Origin of the sequence: Bacillus sp. FSL K6-1366 (genome assembly GCF_037976695.1) — a bacterium.
GTDB classification, from domain to species: domain Bacteria; phylum Bacillota; class Bacilli; order Bacillales; family Bacillaceae; genus Bacillus; species Bacillus subtilis.
Genome location: NZ_CP150268.1, coordinates 671,100 through 687,260, shown reverse-complemented (window position 1 = coordinate 687,260; position 16,161 = coordinate 671,100). Strand labels below are relative to the sequence as shown.

Below are 16,161 nucleotides of genomic sequence, written 5' to 3'. Positions count from 1 at the left end.
TATACCCCCTACGGTATTTAAAGAGTTGAATAAAAGCAGATCTTTCGAAAAAAAATTTTTTGACTTTAATATACCCACAGGGGTAATTAGTTGGGGGAATAAACATGACAGAACAAACAAAACGCACAACAATTGTTTTATTTAGCGGGGATTATGATAAGGCAATGGCAGCCTATATTATTGCAAATGGTGCAGCTGCCTACGATCATGAAGTGACGATCTTCCATACTTTTTGGGGATTAAACGCTTTACGTAAAGAAGAGCTGATTCCAGTGAAAAAAGGATTTCTTGAAAAAATGTTTGGAAAGATGATGCCTCGTGGTGCTGATAAGATGGGTTTATCTAAAATGAACTTTGCAGGTATGGGCCCTAAAATGATTAAAAATGTGATGAAAAAGCATAATGCACTTCCTTTGCCTCAGTTGATTGAGATGGCTCAAGAACAGGGGGTAAAGCTCGTAGCTTGTACGATGACAATGGATCTTCTTGGTTTACAGGAAAAAGAACTATTAGATGATATTGACTATGCTGGTGTAGCAGCTTATTTGGCAGATGCTGAGGAAGGCAGTGTCAACTTATTTATCTAATGCTACTCATTTACTCATTGCTAAGCGGAATGAGAAGTTTAAAGGCAAGTAAAATATTGAAGAAACAAGGATTTAAAAAGATCACAAATATAAAAGGGGGTATGAATACATGGTATTAACTTCCAGTGAGAAACTTTTTGTATGTTTATATACCCCCACCCCTATATGAGAAAAGGAGGAAAAAAATGATGAAAGCAACTATTGTACTAGACGCTAAAGGTTTGGCGTGTCCAATGCCTATCGTAAAAACGAAGAAGAGAATGAAGGATTTAAAAGCTGGTGAAGTATTGGAAATTCATGCGACAGATAAAGGTTCTACAGTAGATCTGGAAGCATGGGCAAAAAGTACAGGCCATGAATATCTAGGTACTGAAGCAGAGGGAGAAATACTTCGTCATTTTCTTCGAAAAGGAGGAGAGCATTCATCAGAAAATGCATCTTCAATTCCTGAGATTTCATTAGAAGCTTTCAAACAGAAAGTAGATAGTGACGAGTCTCTTAACATTTTAGATGTTCGAGAGATAGAGGAATATGAAAAAGCTCATATCCCTGGAGTTGTGCATATCCCTCTTGGTGAAGTGGAAAAGCGCTCTGACGAATTAAACAAAAATGATGAAATTTATATTATCTGCCATTCGGGAAGAAGGAGTGAAATGGCGGCCCGCACCATGAAGAAACAAGGTTTTAAAAAGGTTATTAATGTTGTCCCCGGTATGCGGGATTGGACAGGTAAAACCGAATAAATAAAAAGCATGATGAACAGATGAGTACAAGAGTAGCGATTATTGCGGCAAATGGCGGTCTGTTTGATGCTTATAAAGTCTGTAATATTGCGACAAGGAAAAGAACATGTCGCAGAAGGTTGTAAGAAAGCAAATGTGCCTTCTATTCCTAAACTGATTGAAATGGGAGTTGCATGATTTGGTTGTCAAATAACGATGGACGTTATGGGTTTAACAAAAGATGATTTTATGGAAGGAATCGAAGTAGGCGGGGCTGTTACCTTTTTAGATTTTACTAAAGATGCTGATGTATCCTTAACATTTTAGTCCCGCTAAAAGATTCGATATAGGAGGTATTGAAACATGACCGTAAAGGCAATGACCCCAAAAGAAGTCACACAAAAAATCTTTAACAAAGAACCTTTATTTATTTTGGATGTGCGTAATGAAAATGATTTTAACGATTGGAAGATTGAAGGACATGACTTTGACCATTTAAATATACCGTATTTCGATCTTTTAGATGGCGTAGAAGATATCTTGGAGAAAATTCCTTCTGATAAAGAAGTGCTGGTCGTTTGTGCAAAAGAAGGTTCATCCGTCATGGTATCCGAAATGCTATCTGAAGCAGGTCATTCTGTATCCTATCTTAAGGGTGGAATGAAAGCATGGAGCGAACATTTAGAGCCGGTAAAAGTCGGGGATTTAAAAGATGGCGGTGAGATGTATCAGTTTGTTCGAATCGGTAAAGGCTGCCTGTCATACATGGTCATTTCCAATGGTGAAGCAGCAATTATTGATGCGACACGTATGGTAGATTTCTTTATGGATTTTGCGAAGGAGAAGAGTGCAACGATTACTCACGTATTTGATACACATCTTCACGCGGACCATATTTCAGGCGGCAGAGTCATTGCTGAAAAAACAAAAGCAACCTACTGGTTACCGCCTAAAGATGCTGAAGAAGTGGTATTCGATTATCAGCCGTTGGAAGAAGGAAACGACATGATCATTGGAAATACAACGATTAAAATTCAACCGATTTATTCTCCGGGGCACACGATTGGGTCCACTTCTTTCATTGTCGATGATCTGTATCTTCTTTCAGGTGATATTTTGTTTATTGATTCAATTGGCAGACCAGACTTAGCCGGTATGGCAGAAGATTGGGTAGGAGATTTAAGAAAAACGCTTTATAGCCGTTACAAAGCGTTATCAAAGGATTTAATTGTATTACCAGCACACTTTACGATCATTGACGAGCTAAATGAGGATGGAAGTGTTGGTAAAAAACTAAGTACATTATTTAGCGAGAACCATGGTTTGAACATTGCGGATGAAACAGAATTTAGACACCTAGTAACAGATCATTTGCCTCCGCAACCAAATGCATACCAAGAGATTCGAGAAACAAACATGGGGAAAATCAGCCCAGATGAAGAAAAACAGCGTGAAATGGAGATTGGTCCAAACCGCTGTGCAATACGGTAACACAAGTTTCTATTAAAAAGAGGAGAGATGAACATGAAATCAGATAAAGTATTAGACGCAAAAGGCCTGGCATGCCCAATGCCAATCGTCAGGACAAAAAAAGCGATGGATGAACTGGAATCAGGTCAAATATTAGAAGTGCATGCAACAGATAAGGGAGCTAAAAGTGATCTTGCAGCTTGGTCTAAATCAGGCGGGCATGACCTTTTAGAGCAAACTGATGAAGGTGATGTATTGAAATTCTGGATTAAAAAAGGCTAATAATGTGAAAGGGTATCGAATAAAAAGATACCCTTTTCCTTTGAAAGGAGGAAACCAAAGTGGATATTGCCTTTATCACAACTCTTTTCATTATAGGGTTTATTGGTGCCTTTATTTCCGGAATGATTGGTATTGGCGGAGCAGTTATTAATTATCCAATGCTATTGTACATTCCTTCTTTAGTGGGAGTGATGTCATTAACTGCCCATGAAGTTTCAGGGATAGGGGCTATTCAAGTTTTCTTTGCGACACTCGGCGGTGTTTGGGCTTATCGTAAGAGTGGTCTTCTAAATAAAGCATTAATTATTTACATGGGAAGCAGCATCCTTTTAGGGAGTGTATTGGGGAGTTACTTTTCTCATTACATATCTGAAAAAGGAATTAACTTTATATACGGAATTCTGGCTATTTTAGCAGTTATTTTAATGTTGATACCTAAAAAAGGACAAGAACATAGCGAAGATAAGGAAGTGATATTTAATAAATGGTTGGCTTCTTCCTTAGCGTTTATCATTGGTGGCGTATCAGGTATTTTAGGAGCTGGCGGCGCCTTTATCCTAGTCCCCATTATGTTATCGATTTTAAATATTCCTGTTAGAGTCACAGTCGCTTCATCTCTTGCGATTACATTTCTTTCATCCATTGGCGCAACAGTTGGAAAAGTAATCACGGGCCAGGTTCTTTTTGTACCAGCGCTGGTTCTTATGATTGCTAGTTTAATTGCATCTCCTATTGGTGCATCAGTTGGGCAAAAAGTAAATACAAAATTCCTGCAATGGGTTTTAGCGCAATTAATAGGTGCGACAGCTATTAAAATTTGGTTAGAGCTCCTTTGATATGAGCCAGCGGGTAAAATGAAAGATTAAAAGATTCATCACTCGTTGGTTTCTTATTAATGTTATGACACTTGGCCGCGTTCAATAAATGTTTCAAGTGTTTGATGATATTCATTTTGATAATGGTGACTTGGACAAGTCTTGACTATAGTACCATGAAATGCATTTGACTTAGTGGTGTCCAGTGTTGTTTTGCATTAAGACAGCATTCATAAAATAAAAGAGACCATAACTTAATCTTTGATCACCTTTTTTAAAACATTTTAATCCTGATTGGTTTAAGGGGTATGGTATGTGATGGGTATAATGAGTCAATATAAATTATGTCTATTTTGTGCCCAAAATAAATAGAGGGACTCGAACTAAAAAAGAGGATGCCAAACTATATAGGTATCTTTGTTTGCTTTAGAGTTATTATATTTGAATATGACATGCCACGTAACAACACGTTATTGCACATATAATTAAGAAGCAACTACTAAGGCAGATTCTTCTCTCTTTTAACACCATATCCAATCAGCCTCAAATGTAATATAATGTTGCCAAACCATATTGGTTGTGGCACCGAGGAGAAAATGATAGGTGGTTTATTTCGTAGCATTTTTTTGTTTTGCTATTACACTTCATAATATTGAGGAAGCTATTTGGTTACCTGAGTGGTCACAACAATCTTCAAAGTTTCAAAAGCCAGTAACTTCAAATGAATTTCATTTTGCTGTCATTGTTATAACTATGTTGGCTTATTTATCTGCATTTGGTTTTTTATATATGCCAGAATCAGATATTGCAAAATGGATTTTCATTGGCTTTCTAGGTTCTATGGTTATCAACGCTATTTTTCCACATCTTATCGCAACTGTTGTAATGAAAAAGTATGCACCTGGACTTCTTACGGGCTTATTGCTTAACATTCCAGTAAACTCATTAGTTATTTATCAAATGTTTTTAAAGAATTTGATTGTATGGAAGGAGTTAATAATATCTACGTTGGTTGTAGGAATTATTTTATTAGCACTTATTCCATTATTATTTAAAGTTGGTGATAAAGTATCTCCTTAATGAGTTTAAATTGGTAAGGATTGAGGGGAAAGGTGGAAATTTTCTAAATAATGGATTATTCTGTTATATCGGATTTCTACAAAACAATGTCTTAAGTCATCATTGATTTTGGTGCCCAATTAGTTGCCCTGAATTCATGAAAAAGGATAAAATAGGTGTAAATAAAGTTGCTATTTTAAAATTAGAATCAATTCATTATCGTAAAAAATAATAACTAATTGGCAAAGAAAGGATAATCAGTCTAATGAAAACATTAGTTATCGTTATACATCCTAATTTGGAAACGTCTGTTGTCAACAAAACCTGGATGAATCGTTTAAAGCAAGAGAAAGACATTACGGTTCATGACCTGTACGGTGAATACCCTAATTTTATCATTGATGTAGAAAAAGAGCAGCAGCTCCTGTTAGATCATGAGCGTATCGTTTTTCAGTTCCCAATGTATTGGTACAGCAGTCCCGCGTTACTCAAACAATGGGAAGATGATGTGTTAACACATGGCTGGGCTTATGGAACTGGAGGAACTAAATTGCATGGAAAAGAACTACTCTTAGCTATCTCCTTAGGCGCACAGGAATCTGATTATCAAGCAGGCGGAGAATATAATATCACGATCAGCGAGCTTATCAGACCGTTTCAAGTCACTGCTAACTATATAGGAATGCGTTTTCTTCCTGCGTTTACACAATATGGGACACTTCATCTTTCAAAAGAAGATGTTAAGAACAGTGCGGAGAGATTGGTTGACTATCTTAAAGCCGAGCATTAATCCGGTATTCGCGAGGGAAGCTGAAACAAATGATGTGTTATGAAATAAGGGTTTGTGACAGATTTTCATAAACTTAATTTCAAAGTTACATCAAATACTTAATTCAGGGGGGCATAGTGCGAGGGCTTAAAATTAATTAAAGCAGGGCAATGAGTACGTATTTCTTAATGAAATGTAGAGTTCCTTGGCCTCTAATAGGTACCCGATTTGTGTCCAGAATTCTGAAAAATGATGAAAATAAGTATAAATAAAATAAACATATGCTTTGAATAAAAGCTTTTGTAACTCATGATATGTTTTTACTATGTTGAGGGACTAGTGGGCGTGGTATATGTCAGAAAAGAAACCGATGATTCAAAGGTGTTTTGACCCCTGTTTATGAGACAGGGATCAAAACACCTTTTAAACATCATTATTACCTTCCTCTGATAATGAAATATAAAAAAGTTACCAGCAACTCTCTGCGGCATCTCGCCGTGTTCAATTGTTTAGTCCTTTTTTTTCATAATCTTTACAAATCTGAAAAAGTCATCATCATTCAGTAGGGGCTTGTCATCTTCACGTCCATTGCGATGCATATGCGGATCAGAGTGATGTTCATTGTAGAACTCTACGATATGAAATCCACACTTATTCACATAGAAGTTGATATTTCGCTTTTCGAAATAAGGTGTCACGGTTTCCCAAAGCACAGTATCCGGATACTGTGCTTCAATGGCTTTCCAAGCAGAAAGACCAATCCCTTGGCTGTGATATTCTGGAGATACATAGAATAAATCTAGCGAATTATGATTTGTTTGGCTGTTGATACGTACTACTGCACCACCGACATTCTTACCATCCTGAAGAATATGATATACCACTGCTCCGGGAGCATTGAAAGACTCCTGAACATCATTGTCCGATGGAATCGGCCCATCTTCGCAATCACCGAACGTTTCAATCACGGCGATCGCAAAGGCTTCTTGTAATTTTTTTTGGAATTCTGGCAGATCAGATTCCTTTGCTAGTTCCAGAATAACTTTTGGTTCATTTTTAGTTTTCATGATTGTTCACTCCCTCAGTTGCTAAAATATAGAGTTCAGTCGTTCAGTAAAACATTCGAGCTGCTCTGCGAGGCCTTTTCACAAAAAAGTGATTCCATCGCTCTTTCTTCCGCGGTAAATTTGGCGTTAAAATACTTCAAAAGCTTTCTCCTGTCTTTTTGTATGATTCTTTTTCTTTGTTTCATTGGAAAACAAGCTGCATGTAACCCTAATTTACTATTGTTCACTACCGTATTAAGTGTCGTATGCGGGATTTGTCATCATTCTCGAATTTTTCCTGCGAAAAGTTACAAAAATAGTCGAATGAGGCGCCTTTGACTATGAACATGCGTAAAAGATTCAATTTAGATTCGATCATGAGCAATGCACATTGAGTAAACTCTGGTGGATTTATTAGCCCAAAGAAGCCTAAATGATATAAAAATAACTAGTCCATATATCAAATCTGTCCGTTTAATGCTCGCTTCATTCAACAACACTAATTTGAAGTCATGCAATCTGTGCAAGGGGGTTATTTCTAAATAGATTTTTCCGAATGCAGCGGAGTTGCTTTGGGACTCCCGTTTACTTTGCCGTACGTCAGCTTGCGCCATACTAATTCCATCGGACCGTACCTAAACCGTTTCAACCACAATGTACTAAAGCTCATAAGAACGAAGTACACGGCCAGACTGAACATGAACGTGCCGGCGGATTGAATATGATCCGCAAGCCCGAATCCGTACCTGAGGAACAGAACTGTTCCAATGATAGAGTGAAGCAGATAACAGGTCAATGACATCCGTCCGACTTTGGTGAATATCATCATAGGGCCTCGCAGCTGAGGAAGGTATAGAAACAGCATTGCAAAAGTGCTCATATAAAACATACTTCCGGTTAAGCCGCCATTTTGACCCAAGACAGAGGAAATGTCCTTCCACAGCATATTCTCAGAAAGATTAAACATGTCTAGTAATATACTGCTTTGTGTTATTAGAAAAGCGATTGTGCTAATGATCCAGATACGCTTCCATATAGGCTTTTTCGCTTCCATGTCTTTGAAAAATTCCATCTTAACAAAGTACACGCCCAGCAGAAACATGAGAAACATGGAATAGATCATAGAGAAAGAGCCGGCAGCCATCGTGACCATATCTGTCCACCGAGTGCTGATGGATTCCATGTAGGTAAGGCTGCTGTGGCTAAACAAAGTAAACTCTGAAAAATTCGGGTTTTTTGACCCTGCAGTATTGATGACATTGTACAACATTGTGAAAACAGGAGTCAGGAATTGAAACACGATAAGTGCGATAATCCATCTAAGCACCGTTTTGGCCGTGCGTTTATAGAAGGCGAGTAACAGGAAGCCACTTACGGCGTAAAAGGCCAATATGTCACCGACCCAAACAAATGTGATGTGCAAAATGCCAAATCCCAACAGGATAGATAACCTGCGGGCAAACAGCTTGTTGGGACTCTCTACCTTCTGCGCGGCTCGATCCATAAAGATCATAAACCCGACTCCGAACAGGAAGGAGAATAACGTAACGAATTTCCCTTCGGCAAACCAGGAAACCAGCTTATGCAGTACGTCATCGGAGGCCATTTCGAATCCCTTTACTGAATCTACGATCAGAAAATAATTGACAATAATAATGCCAAGCAAGGCAAATCCTCGTACGATGTCCAGAAAATGAACCCGTTCCCGCAGACTCACCGGTTGCCCGCGTCCTTCTTTTTGTACAATCATATCAATACTCCTTTCCCATTTATCACGGCAATGTGTAGTGCGGATCTGAAAAACTTGAGCCTTACAATGGATAAATATAAAGACCGAATCTTAACAATTTATGAAGAGTCATCATTTTTTTTAGAAAATGTGACAAATTTGTGGCGAGCATCAGCTTTCATAAATTGTTAAGATTTACGTAGTATCTTATAACGTACTTATTACTATGAACGATATATAGTAAGGACACACGAGAAATAACAACAAGAATCATGAGGTGAGAGAGACATGGCCTATCGAATATTAGTCGTAGAGGATGATGAGGATATTGGTGATCTTTTGGAGGAATCCCTTACACGTGCAGGTTACGAGGTGCTAAGAGCCAAGGATGGAAAGCGAGCATTGCAACTTGTGAATGACTCGCTTGATTTGGTTATTTTGGATATTATGATGCCAGGCATTTCGGGAATTGAAACATGTCAGCACATCAGGAAATCCTCTAGCGTCCCGATTCTGTTTCTGACGGCCAGATCGAGTACACTCGATAAAACTAAGGGATTACTCGCCGGCGGCGATGATTATATGACTAAACCATTCTCGGAAGAGGAACTTCACGCTAGAGTGATTGCTCAATTACGCAGATATACTATCTATCAGGAAAAGAAGGAACAGGAAGAAACATTTCTTATCGGGGGCAAACTAAGAGTGAGCGAAGAATTTAATGAGGTGTGGAAAGAGGAGAAGCAAATCAAGTTGTCAGATCTGGAGTATCGTATCCTGAAACTTCTGATGAACAAACGCAACAAAATATTTTCTGCCCAAAATATATATGAGAGTGTGTGGGGACAGCCTTACTTTTACTGTTCCAACAATACGGTGATGGTGCATATACGGAAGCTGCGCTCCAAAATTGAGGATGATCCGACACGTCCGGTTTATATAAAAACTGAATGGGGAAGAGGATATCGATTTGGCGCATCTTAAATTTACGCTAACCAAAAAACTGGCTTTGCTGATAATGGTTGCTGCGATTGTGAGTGGTGTGATCTTTCTGACGTTGCAAAAGATCACAGATGATCTGATCGAGGGATATCTGAGTTCGGAAGAGTATTATCACGAGGAGTCAGCAAGATACATTCAAAAATTCAGCAAGTACGTTTCAGAAAATGAGTTGTCTACATCAGATAGAAAAGCGTTTGGCGAGTGGGTCAAAAAAGAAAATTACATTAACCTCACCATATTCAAGGATCAGGAGCTGCAATATGATTCTATTTATTCCGAATCGGATTATGGAAAGGAAAAGCTGACTCAGTACGCTCAAAATCATTCACATCCTGTCAAGTTTAGCGATGGTGAAGGACGAGTCATTATCGACGGTTTCTACTCTTCCCGATATTATGATCTGGCCTTTGCATTGGATTTGCTCGGGGCAACCCTCATCTTTTTAATCATTGTTCTCTTCGGAATTCGCCAAAGTCTTCGCTACCTTAAAACGATTCATCAAGAGATTCATATTCTTGAAGGGGGCGAACTGGACTACGAGATGACGATAAAAGGGCATGATGAATTAGCGATGATTGCAAAGAGCATTGAGGATCTGCGGAAAGCTTTCCTGGATAAACTTAAAGCTATCGAGGAATTGCAAGCTGAGAGCCGCAGCCTGGTTACCGAAATGTCGCACGATATGCGCACACCGCTGACGTCGCTGATCATGAATCTGGAGTTTGCCAAAAAAGAGGGAGGCGAAGCGGGTGCCAGCAAAGATCGGTATGTAGCCAATGCTTATGGTAAAGCACTGCAATTAAAAAGCTTGTCTGACAATCTGTTTGCGTATTTCCTGCTGAACAAGGAATATGAGGCCGATCTGGAGACCGTTGCAGTGAAAGAAGTGATCTACGATCTAATATCAGATCAGATTGCTATCCTTCATCAGGAGCATTTTCGGGTCCATATTTCAGGCGAGCTGCCGGAAACCTATATTAACGTGAATTTGGAGGAGCTTGGTCGTGTATTTGATAATGTGATGTCAAACTTATTGAAATACGCAGATCCGGAAGAAAAAATCAGTATCACGTTTGTATCGGATCAAGAGATATTTGAGATCCATGTTAGCAATACGATTAAACTTGCAGATATAACACCGGAAAGCAACGGACTCGGTGAAAGAAGCATTGCGCGAATGATGTCCCGCATGCAGGGACAGTTTCACAGTATACAAAAGAATTCTAAGTACTACATTGTGCTACGATTTTGGAACACCAAGATGTAGGCTGAGAATAAAAACCACGAATATATTGAAATAGGAGACAACATGATGAGATTTTCTAACAAATTCAAAAAGGTGCCTTACCTGTTACAAGCGCTTCTCAACGTCTGTCTGTTCTTTCTGGCGTTAGCCTTAAGCGCACTTCTGATCAGCGAGACTTGGTACATTGTGCTATTCGTATACAAGTCACTGTTCAACAAAGTGGACAGCTATTATGAGATGCTTGGAGAACTGCTTATATTCTTCATGTACTTTGAGTTCATTGCTTTGATTATCAAATACTTCAAATCAGACTTTCATTTTCCGCTTCGCTACTTCATTTATATTGGCATCACAGCTGTCATTCGTTTGATTATCATCGATCATGATCAGGCGATCTCAACGTTCTGGTGGGCGATGGCCATTCTTGCAATGATTTGTGGATTCTTTATTGCCAATAGACGAAATTCTGTTGTTGAACATTAATAAATTAGTTCGCATTATGCCGATACGCCGCCGAAATGTCCTAATTGTGAAAGGGAACTGGTACAGATTTTTATAACTCTATCTGTTTAATGTCAGCTCAGAAATCTGTAGTGGATCAAATTGAATCGTGGTTGTAAGTGGATATCCGAATGTATTTATTGGCTACTTTAACAGACATGTCCCGATGAAATAGCATTAACTGTTTGGAGATGAAAATCGCTTCTTTATTTTACAAGGAAGAGGTTAAAATTCTTAATAAATAAGATGAAAAAGTTAGGTTGGACGTTTATTGGGTTTTTGTAACCATTTTTTACCATAATTGATATAAACGTATAGAAATGATAACAAATTAATATATAGTGTGTAATGAAAATAAGCTTTCATAACCAATGAGCTAGATTTACTATATTGAGGGCCTAGTGATATAGAAAACAGATCGATGGTACAAACCATCGGTTTTTTTATTTGTTTTCATACTCATTGAAAATCACCTCATTAGGACAAACAGGTATTACGCAGCATTACCCAAGGGGTGATGTATTTTATGAAGGTAATAATCATCGAGGGACTGCAAACTGACAAATGCATGAACGATTGCTATCATTATTTAATAAAACTTTATAGGCAGGAGATCCAGGGTGATAGCAATATATCGTGGAACAAGCGATCAAGGGATCGAGCATCGACAGCCAGATCGAGGCCTGTATAAAGAAAGCAGGGACTAAAGATGTACTGAAGTATACCGATCTAAGGATTTTCTCAGGAGAGCTTTTAGAACGTCCGGCTTTGAATGCCTGCGGGAGGATTATAAGTCAAGTTATTTGTTACGATCCTGCCTGTCTTTCTCGGAGAGCTTATCAGCGATGAAAAAAATGATTTTCATAACTCTTTCAAATAGAGAAAGCCGGAGTATGAGATCCGGCTTCTTCTGCATTATTTCCCCTTCGCCTTCTTCCGCTTTTCCTTCTCTGCCCGATAAAACTCATGAAACATCTTCATCAGCGCCCGCTTTTCAATCCGCGATACATAGCTGCGTGAGATACCGAGTTCTTTGGCAATCTCTCGCTGCGTTTTTTCCTTCTTCAAATCAAGTCCAAACCGCCCGACAATCACTTCCTTCTCACGGTCATCTAAAATGTCAATGTATTGTTTCACTTTTTCAAGCTCCATATTGAGCTGGATCGTATCTATCACGTCTTCGTTTTCTGATTTCAAAACGTCAATCAGGCTTATTTCATTCCCTTCCTTATCCTGCCCGATCGGATCGTGAAGGGAGACGTCTTTTTTTGTTTTTTTCAATGCGCGCAAATGCATGAGGATTTCATTATTCATTACAAAAAGGGGGGGCATAAATTTCCCGTAACAGTTTGACTAAATAAATGTTGAGTCAGTTTCCTGTAATAAATGCTTAAACGTTTCTTAGCGAATGAAGGGGATACCTTAAATAACCAAGCTACATTTTCAATTGCATGTGATTGTATGTACGGAAGATTGATATTACGCAACATGCAAGTTGGAATGCAAAAGTGATATGTAAAATAATTGGACTGCCAATCCAAATAATCAGTCCAAGTTGCAGGCATTGTTTTTTTATCGCCTTCATGTCTATATATATGGCAAAATTCATGAGCAAAATCATACCATTGTTCAGTTCGGCTTTTTCGGCTGTCCAAGCATATGTTATAAATTCCGCTGTGTTTAAGTGCGAAGCTTGTAACAGGTTTAAACGACAGCCTAATATCTAAAGCCTCGGCAATCCGTTCAAAATTAATTTGTTCAGGCTCTGTAATATCAATCTTTCTGTATAAGTTTTCAATCCAATCCTCTAAATGACTGTTTTCGTAAGTATGATGATTTTAACACGCATCTGGATTTCTCTAGAAAAGTAAAGGTCTTTAGGGATTTATGTCAAAATAATAGTAAGTACCTTATGCAACAGGGAGTTTGGTTGCTTAATAAGGAGGGGGAAGTATGAAAAAAAATATTCACATATTGGGAGCCTCTGGGGTCGGAACGTCAACATTGGGTGCTGCATTATCAAAGCATTTGCCTCATACGCATCTTGATACCGATGATTACTATTGGTTAGATAAATTCACTAAAAAAAGAGAAATTCCTGAAAGACGAAAGTTGCTTGAAAAAGACTTAACAATAAATGAGAAATGGATTCTTTCTGGTGCAGTGTGTGGCTGGGGCGATAATCTAAAAAGTTATTTTGACCTTGTCGTCTTCTTATGGATTCCACAAGATATACGGCTTGAGAGATTAAGGCATAGGGAATTTCAGCGTTATGGAAATGAAGTGTTAGCCGGTGGCAGTAAATATGAACAATCAAAAGCATTTTTAGAGTGGGCTTCTTTATATGATACTGCTGGAATGGAAGTTAGAAGTAGAGCTTTGCATGAACATTGGATGGCAGATTTATCTTGTCCAGTGTTAAAAATTGAAGGCGATTGCTCAGTCAGCGAAAGAGTTCACCGCGTCTTGGATTATTTGAATTCTAATTAAACTAACGGCTAGCGATTGAAAAAGAAGAACACGGAGCTGATTCACTTGCTCTTGTTGGGGGCAAGTGCTGACAACCCTATTACTGGTTTAATTAAAGAAGGAGTATAAAACCTGTATAAAAGATGTTACTAAATATCTACGACACAGGTTTTATATGTAGGTAACTAATATTCTTATTTTTAACTTTGCATTTTTTTATTCTGCAATAGTCGATTCTATTTCTGCTTTCAATTTTTCGAACCACTCTAAGTTAACCAAGTGATGTGAACGGGAATTTTCGTTCATACGGCGAAAGTAATCGATTGTGCCGGGAATTTCTTGAGTGATGGACAGGTATTCATCAAGGAGCTCGATTCGAGCTTTAGTCTGATCGATTTGTGATTGGATCAGCTCCAGTAATTTATTTTTGTCGAATTCATCTGCAAAGAGTAACGCCCCATAAAATTGCAGGTTCACATATTCCGATTTGGCGCCGTATTTGATCATTAATTTTTCGAATTCTGCCCTTCCCGAATCTGTGACTTTGTAGTTACGGATTTCACGCCCGCTGGTTGAGGGTTTCTGCTCAATCTGTTCAATAAAACACTTTTCTTCAAGCTGCTGCAGATTGTAATAAAATGAACCTTTCGTGAAGTTAACAATGTATTTGTAATGACGCTTTTCCATTAAGGCCAGAAGTTCATAGCCGTGAGCTCCGGGGTTTTGGATTAGCAAGCCAAGGATAAGTAAGGGAATCATGGTTTCATCACCTTCGCCATCCGCGCCTCAAATTCCGCGTACGTGATTTTACCCGAAGCCAAATCCATACTATGAAGGTAAATCTGTTCTGTTTTAGAATAGTCACCATTCACTTTCAGCGATTGCTCCTCTCCCGAAATGGGTTTCAGGATATGGTGCTTTTTCGAAAAAGCCTCGAAATAGCGGTAACCGAATTTGCGTTGTGAAGCTGCGTCTAAATGAATGCCATCAGGATTCGCAGTCAAACCTGCTGCAGTAACAAAATAACAATTCTGTTGTTCATTAGCAAAACGCAGCAATTGTTCATTAACCTGTCGAAATTCAGTCGCGGGCTGTCCAAAACCGGTCTTTCCAAGAAAGTCACCAAGCCCTCCAATAATCAACGGTACCTCATCAAGTTCCAACTCGTTTCTTAGTGTCTCGATGATAAGAGTTAATTTCTCGTAATAAGTTTCATGTAGCGAACGATAACTGTCACTCTCACCTTGGTGCCAAAGGATTCCACAAATTTGACTGGACCGGAGGGCGAAGCGGGCTTCGGACAAAGCATGCTGAAAAAGGATGCCTTCCGGATGCCAGTCATTCAATGAACTGCCACCTTCGGCACAAGGGATCAAGCCAATTTCTTCATCAGGATGAGCTTTCGACCAAGCATCTGCAAAAGATGCCGCCAGGCCAACGCCGGAAACCGGACGGTCGTAATTAATCGGCTCTGTCATCATCTGCCACTGTCCATTGCGCAGCATTTTTATTTTTTCATTATAGATCGGGTCTACTTCATTCAAAAATCCACGGCCCGCCATATTCGACTGCCCCAACATTAAAAAAGACTTTATCATCTAATTTTTCACTTCTTTACATCAATATTTTAGTCTAATTAGACTATAGTCGATTCAGTTTGTCTTGTAAAGTTTTAATAAGGTTTTACTTTTATTATTAGTATGTATGAAAAACAAACTAACATTGAACATTTGGTGGATGTATTTGAGAAATAGCAAGTTCTTTTGCTATTTCTTATCCCACTATCGGGGGCGATTATTGAACAAAAACTAAAGGAGTGATACATATTAGTCATGTATAATATGTATCACTCCATATTTTTTATAGCTTTTTTTGATTTAGATCTTGATAGACAATGAAAAAACAACAAAAACCCTGTCATGTAAGGGTTCCTATGAGCTTCAAAACATTTTTCATAGGAAATACCTTCAATGATGGGGGTGTATCCCAAATGAAATGGATTGTTAAAAAGGGAGGACTATGTTGAAGAGGTTAAATATCAATAAAAAAGTATTAAAAAGGTTAACGATTGTACCAATTCTATTCATTTGTTATGTTTTATTTTTAAATCCTGAAGTTATACTTGAAGAGCAATGTCCTAATAAGCCTTATAGTTTAACAATCGTAAAGCACGGGACAGGTATATTTGATAAGAAAATTGTTCTAATATATTACAAAATCAACGGAAAAACAGTAGCTGTTGGAAATTTGGTGTTTTTTGAGAATTTGGGAAGAGATATAGATGTTACTTGGGATACTAATACTGATGATGGAACTTGGTGGATAGATAAAAGCGTACATTTAACAATGACTTATGCTAAAAATTTTGAGGGGGATTTAGACAAGAAAGATATTGATTTTGATTATGGTACTGTCCAATAATAATGAAGTCAAATAGGAATATATACTAAAAGAACCGCCAGTT

The 16,161-nt window shown here is 38.3% G+C and carries 19 protein-coding genes and 5 pseudogenes; 16 read left to right on the top strand and 8 right to left on the bottom strand.

Annotated elements, in window-relative coordinates; all coding sequences use genetic code 11:
- Positions 1-104 precede the first annotated feature (104 nt).
- The 9 genes and pseudogenes from MHI44_RS03755 (at position 105) to MHI44_RS03715 (ending at position 5,725) form a co-directional block, all read left to right on the top strand.
- Positions 105-587 carry a DsrE/DsrF/DrsH-like family protein gene (locus tag MHI44_RS03755; RefSeq protein WP_015251635.1) on the top strand — a complete coding sequence of 161 codons (483 nt, stop codon included), beginning with the start codon at positions 105-107 and terminating at the stop codon, positions 585-587.
- A 23-nt stretch (positions 588-610) separates the two neighbouring features.
- A pseudogene (locus MHI44_RS03750) lies at positions 611-706 on the top strand (rhodanese-like domain-containing protein); the annotation flags it as partial.
- Between the two features lie 66 nt (positions 707-772).
- Entirely contained in the window at positions 773-1,330 is a 558-nt protein-coding gene (locus tag MHI44_RS03745) for a sulfurtransferase TusA family protein (protein WP_181217271.1), read from the top strand.
- 20 nt (positions 1,331-1,350) lie between these two features.
- A pseudogene (locus MHI44_RS03740) lies at positions 1,351-1,636 on the top strand (DsrE/DsrF/DrsH-like family protein).
- Positions 1,637-1,665: 29 nt separating this feature from the next.
- A pseudogene (locus tag MHI44_RS03735) lies at positions 1,666-2,800 on the top strand (MBL fold metallo-hydrolase).
- A gap of 33 nt (positions 2,801-2,833) precedes the next feature.
- A complete protein-coding gene (locus MHI44_RS03730) occupies positions 2,834-3,061 on the top strand; it encodes a sulfurtransferase TusA family protein (protein WP_069322778.1) in 228 nt (75 codons plus the stop codon).
- Positions 3,062-3,120: 59 nt separating this feature from the next.
- Complete coding sequence (locus tag MHI44_RS03725) at positions 3,121-3,897, top strand: sulfite exporter TauE/SafE family protein (protein WP_212059456.1); 777 nt, start codon at positions 3,121-3,123, stop codon at positions 3,895-3,897.
- A 582-nt stretch (positions 3,898-4,479) separates the two neighbouring features.
- Positions 4,480-4,956 (top strand): HXXEE domain-containing protein, encoded by a 477-nt coding sequence (locus MHI44_RS03720; RefSeq protein ID WP_004398792.1) that lies wholly within the window; start codon positions 4,480-4,482, stop codon positions 4,954-4,956.
- A gap of 244 nt (positions 4,957-5,200) precedes the next feature.
- Positions 5,201-5,725, top strand: a complete 525-nt coding sequence (locus MHI44_RS03715) for an NAD(P)H-dependent oxidoreductase (RefSeq protein ID WP_003246192.1) — start codon at positions 5,201-5,203, stop codon at positions 5,723-5,725.
- A 488-nt stretch (positions 5,726-6,213) separates the two neighbouring features.
- Here the strand turns inward: MHI44_RS03715 and MHI44_RS03710 are convergent, their stop codons facing one another.
- The 3 genes from MHI44_RS03710 to MHI44_RS03700 all read right to left on the bottom strand — a co-directional run bounded on the left by MHI44_RS03710 (position 6,214) and on the right by MHI44_RS03700 (position 8,500).
- The gene (locus MHI44_RS03710) at positions 6,214-6,771 is read right to left on the bottom strand and encodes a GNAT family N-acetyltransferase (protein ID WP_029318133.1); all 558 of its coding nucleotides are present in this window, start codon (positions 6,769-6,771) and stop codon (positions 6,214-6,216) included.
- Between the two features lie 344 nt (positions 6,772-7,115).
- A complete protein-coding gene (locus MHI44_RS03705; RefSeq protein ID WP_144483143.1) occupies positions 7,116-7,364 on the bottom strand; it encodes a hypothetical protein in 249 nt (82 codons plus the stop codon).
- Positions 7,289-8,500, bottom strand: a complete 1,212-nt coding sequence (locus MHI44_RS03700; protein WP_339202913.1) for a DUF418 domain-containing protein — start codon at positions 8,498-8,500, stop codon at positions 7,289-7,291. Before MHI44_RS03700 ends, MHI44_RS03705 begins: the two co-directional genes overlap by 76 nt.
- 267 nt (positions 8,501-8,767) lie before the next feature.
- Here MHI44_RS03700 and yrkP point away from each other — a divergent pair, with 267 nt between their 5' ends.
- From yrkP to MHI44_RS03675, 5 genes and pseudogenes are all read left to right on the top strand, one after another.
- Positions 8,768-9,463, top strand: coding sequence for a two-component response regulator YrkP (yrkP, locus tag MHI44_RS03695; protein WP_339202911.1), 696 nt, complete (start codon positions 8,768-8,770; stop codon positions 9,461-9,463).
- Positions 9,450-10,748 (top strand): two-component system sensor histidine kinase YrkQ, encoded by a 1,299-nt coding sequence (gene yrkQ, locus MHI44_RS03690; RefSeq protein WP_003246194.1) that lies wholly within the window; start codon positions 9,450-9,452, stop codon positions 10,746-10,748. Before yrkP ends, yrkQ begins: the two co-directional genes overlap by 14 nt.
- 45 nt (positions 10,749-10,793) lie before the next feature.
- Positions 10,794-11,210 carry a phosphate-starvation-inducible protein PsiE gene (psiE, locus tag MHI44_RS03685; protein ID WP_003246154.1) on the top strand — a complete coding sequence of 139 codons (417 nt, stop codon included), beginning with the start codon at positions 10,794-10,796 and terminating at the stop codon, positions 11,208-11,210.
- Positions 11,211-11,754: 544 nt separating this feature from the next.
- Positions 11,755-11,919, top strand: coding sequence for a hypothetical protein (locus MHI44_RS03680; RefSeq protein WP_010886576.1), 165 nt, complete (start codon positions 11,755-11,757; stop codon positions 11,917-11,919).
- Positions 11,862-12,062, top strand: a pseudogene (locus tag MHI44_RS03675) (recombinase family protein); the annotation flags it as partial. The gene MHI44_RS03680 and the pseudogene MHI44_RS03675, both read left to right, overlap by 58 nt.
- Here the strand turns inward: MHI44_RS03675 and MHI44_RS03670 are convergent.
- From MHI44_RS03670 to MHI44_RS03660, 3 genes and pseudogenes are all read right to left on the bottom strand, one after another.
- The gene (locus MHI44_RS03670) at positions 12,028-12,144 is read right to left on the bottom strand and encodes a hypothetical protein (protein ID WP_003229898.1); all 117 of its coding nucleotides are present in this window, start codon (positions 12,142-12,144) and stop codon (positions 12,028-12,030) included. The pseudogene MHI44_RS03675 and the gene MHI44_RS03670 overlap by 35 nt on opposite strands.
- Positions 12,144-12,536 (bottom strand): annotated as a pseudogene (locus MHI44_RS03665) (sigma-70 family RNA polymerase sigma factor); the annotation flags it as partial. The pseudogene MHI44_RS03665 and the gene MHI44_RS03670, both read right to left, overlap by 1 nt.
- A gap of 5 nt (positions 12,537-12,541) precedes the next feature.
- Complete coding sequence (locus MHI44_RS03660; protein ID WP_326132435.1) at positions 12,542-13,027, bottom strand: ImmA/IrrE family metallo-endopeptidase; 486 nt, start codon at positions 13,025-13,027, stop codon at positions 12,542-12,544.
- Positions 13,028-13,181: 154 nt separating this feature from the next.
- Between MHI44_RS03660 and MHI44_RS03655 the strand changes: the two genes are divergently transcribed.
- A complete protein-coding gene (locus MHI44_RS03655; RefSeq protein ID WP_106073593.1) occupies positions 13,182-13,718 on the top strand; it encodes an AAA family ATPase in 537 nt (178 codons plus the stop codon).
- Between the two features lie 195 nt (positions 13,719-13,913).
- On the opposite strand, the gene MHI44_RS03650 is transcribed toward MHI44_RS03655, so the two are convergent.
- Together MHI44_RS03650 and MHI44_RS03645 are read right to left on the bottom strand one after the other, a co-directional pair.
- Complete coding sequence (locus tag MHI44_RS03650; RefSeq protein ID WP_029318118.1) at positions 13,914-14,456, bottom strand: PadR family transcriptional regulator; 543 nt, start codon at positions 14,454-14,456, stop codon at positions 13,914-13,916.
- Positions 14,453-15,295, bottom strand: a complete 843-nt coding sequence (locus MHI44_RS03645; protein ID WP_339202907.1) for a sialate O-acetylesterase — start codon at positions 15,293-15,295, stop codon at positions 14,453-14,455. Before MHI44_RS03645 ends, MHI44_RS03650 begins: the two co-directional genes overlap by 4 nt.
- Before the next feature lie 421 nt (positions 15,296-15,716).
- On the opposite strand from MHI44_RS03645, the gene MHI44_RS03640 reads away from it, so the two are divergent.
- Positions 15,717-16,118, top strand: coding sequence for a hypothetical protein (locus MHI44_RS03640; RefSeq protein WP_080529581.1), 402 nt, complete (start codon positions 15,717-15,719; stop codon positions 16,116-16,118).
- Positions 16,119-16,161 lie beyond the last annotated feature (43 nt).

Coding starts and splice junctions, on each gene's coding strand:
- MHI44_RS03745 (WP_181217271.1), top strand. CDS start 773: ATGATGAAAGCAACTATTGTACTAGACGCTAAAGGTTTGGCGTGTCCA.
- MHI44_RS03730 (WP_069322778.1), top strand. CDS start 2,834: ATGAAATCAGATAAAGTATTAGACGCAAAAGGCCTGGCATGCCCAATG.
- MHI44_RS03680 (WP_010886576.1), top strand. CDS start 11,755: ATGAAGGTAATAATCATCGAGGGACTGCAAACTGACAAATGCATGAAC.
- MHI44_RS03655 (WP_106073593.1), top strand. CDS start 13,182: ATGAAAAAAAATATTCACATATTGGGAGCCTCTGGGGTCGGAACGTCA.
- MHI44_RS03700 (WP_339202913.1), bottom strand. CDS start 8,500: ATGATTGTACAAAAAGAAGGACGCGGGCAACCGGTGAGTCTGCGGGAA.
- MHI44_RS03640 (WP_080529581.1), top strand. CDS start 15,717: ATGTTGAAGAGGTTAAATATCAATAAAAAAGTATTAAAAAGGTTAACG.
- MHI44_RS03755 (WP_015251635.1), top strand. CDS start 105: ATGACAGAACAAACAAAACGCACAACAATTGTTTTATTTAGCGGGGAT.
- MHI44_RS03670 (WP_003229898.1), bottom strand. CDS start 12,144: ATGCAGAAGAAGCCGGATCTCATACTCCGGCTTTCTCTATTTGAAAGA.
- MHI44_RS03705 (WP_144483143.1), bottom strand. CDS start 7,364: ATGGCGCAAGCTGACGTACGGCAAAGTAAACGGGAGTCCCAAAGCAAC.
- MHI44_RS03715 (WP_003246192.1), top strand. CDS start 5,201: ATGAAAACATTAGTTATCGTTATACATCCTAATTTGGAAACGTCTGTT.
- yrkP (WP_339202911.1), top strand. CDS start 8,768: ATGGCCTATCGAATATTAGTCGTAGAGGATGATGAGGATATTGGTGAT.
- MHI44_RS03650 (WP_029318118.1), bottom strand. CDS start 14,456: ATGATTCCCTTACTTATCCTTGGCTTGCTAATCCAAAACCCCGGAGCT.
- psiE (WP_003246154.1), top strand. CDS start 10,794: ATGAGATTTTCTAACAAATTCAAAAAGGTGCCTTACCTGTTACAAGCG.
- MHI44_RS03710 (WP_029318133.1), bottom strand. CDS start 6,771: ATGAAAACTAAAAATGAACCAAAAGTTATTCTGGAACTAGCAAAGGAA.
- MHI44_RS03645 (WP_339202907.1), bottom strand. CDS start 15,295: ATGATAAAGTCTTTTTTAATGTTGGGGCAGTCGAATATGGCGGGCCGT.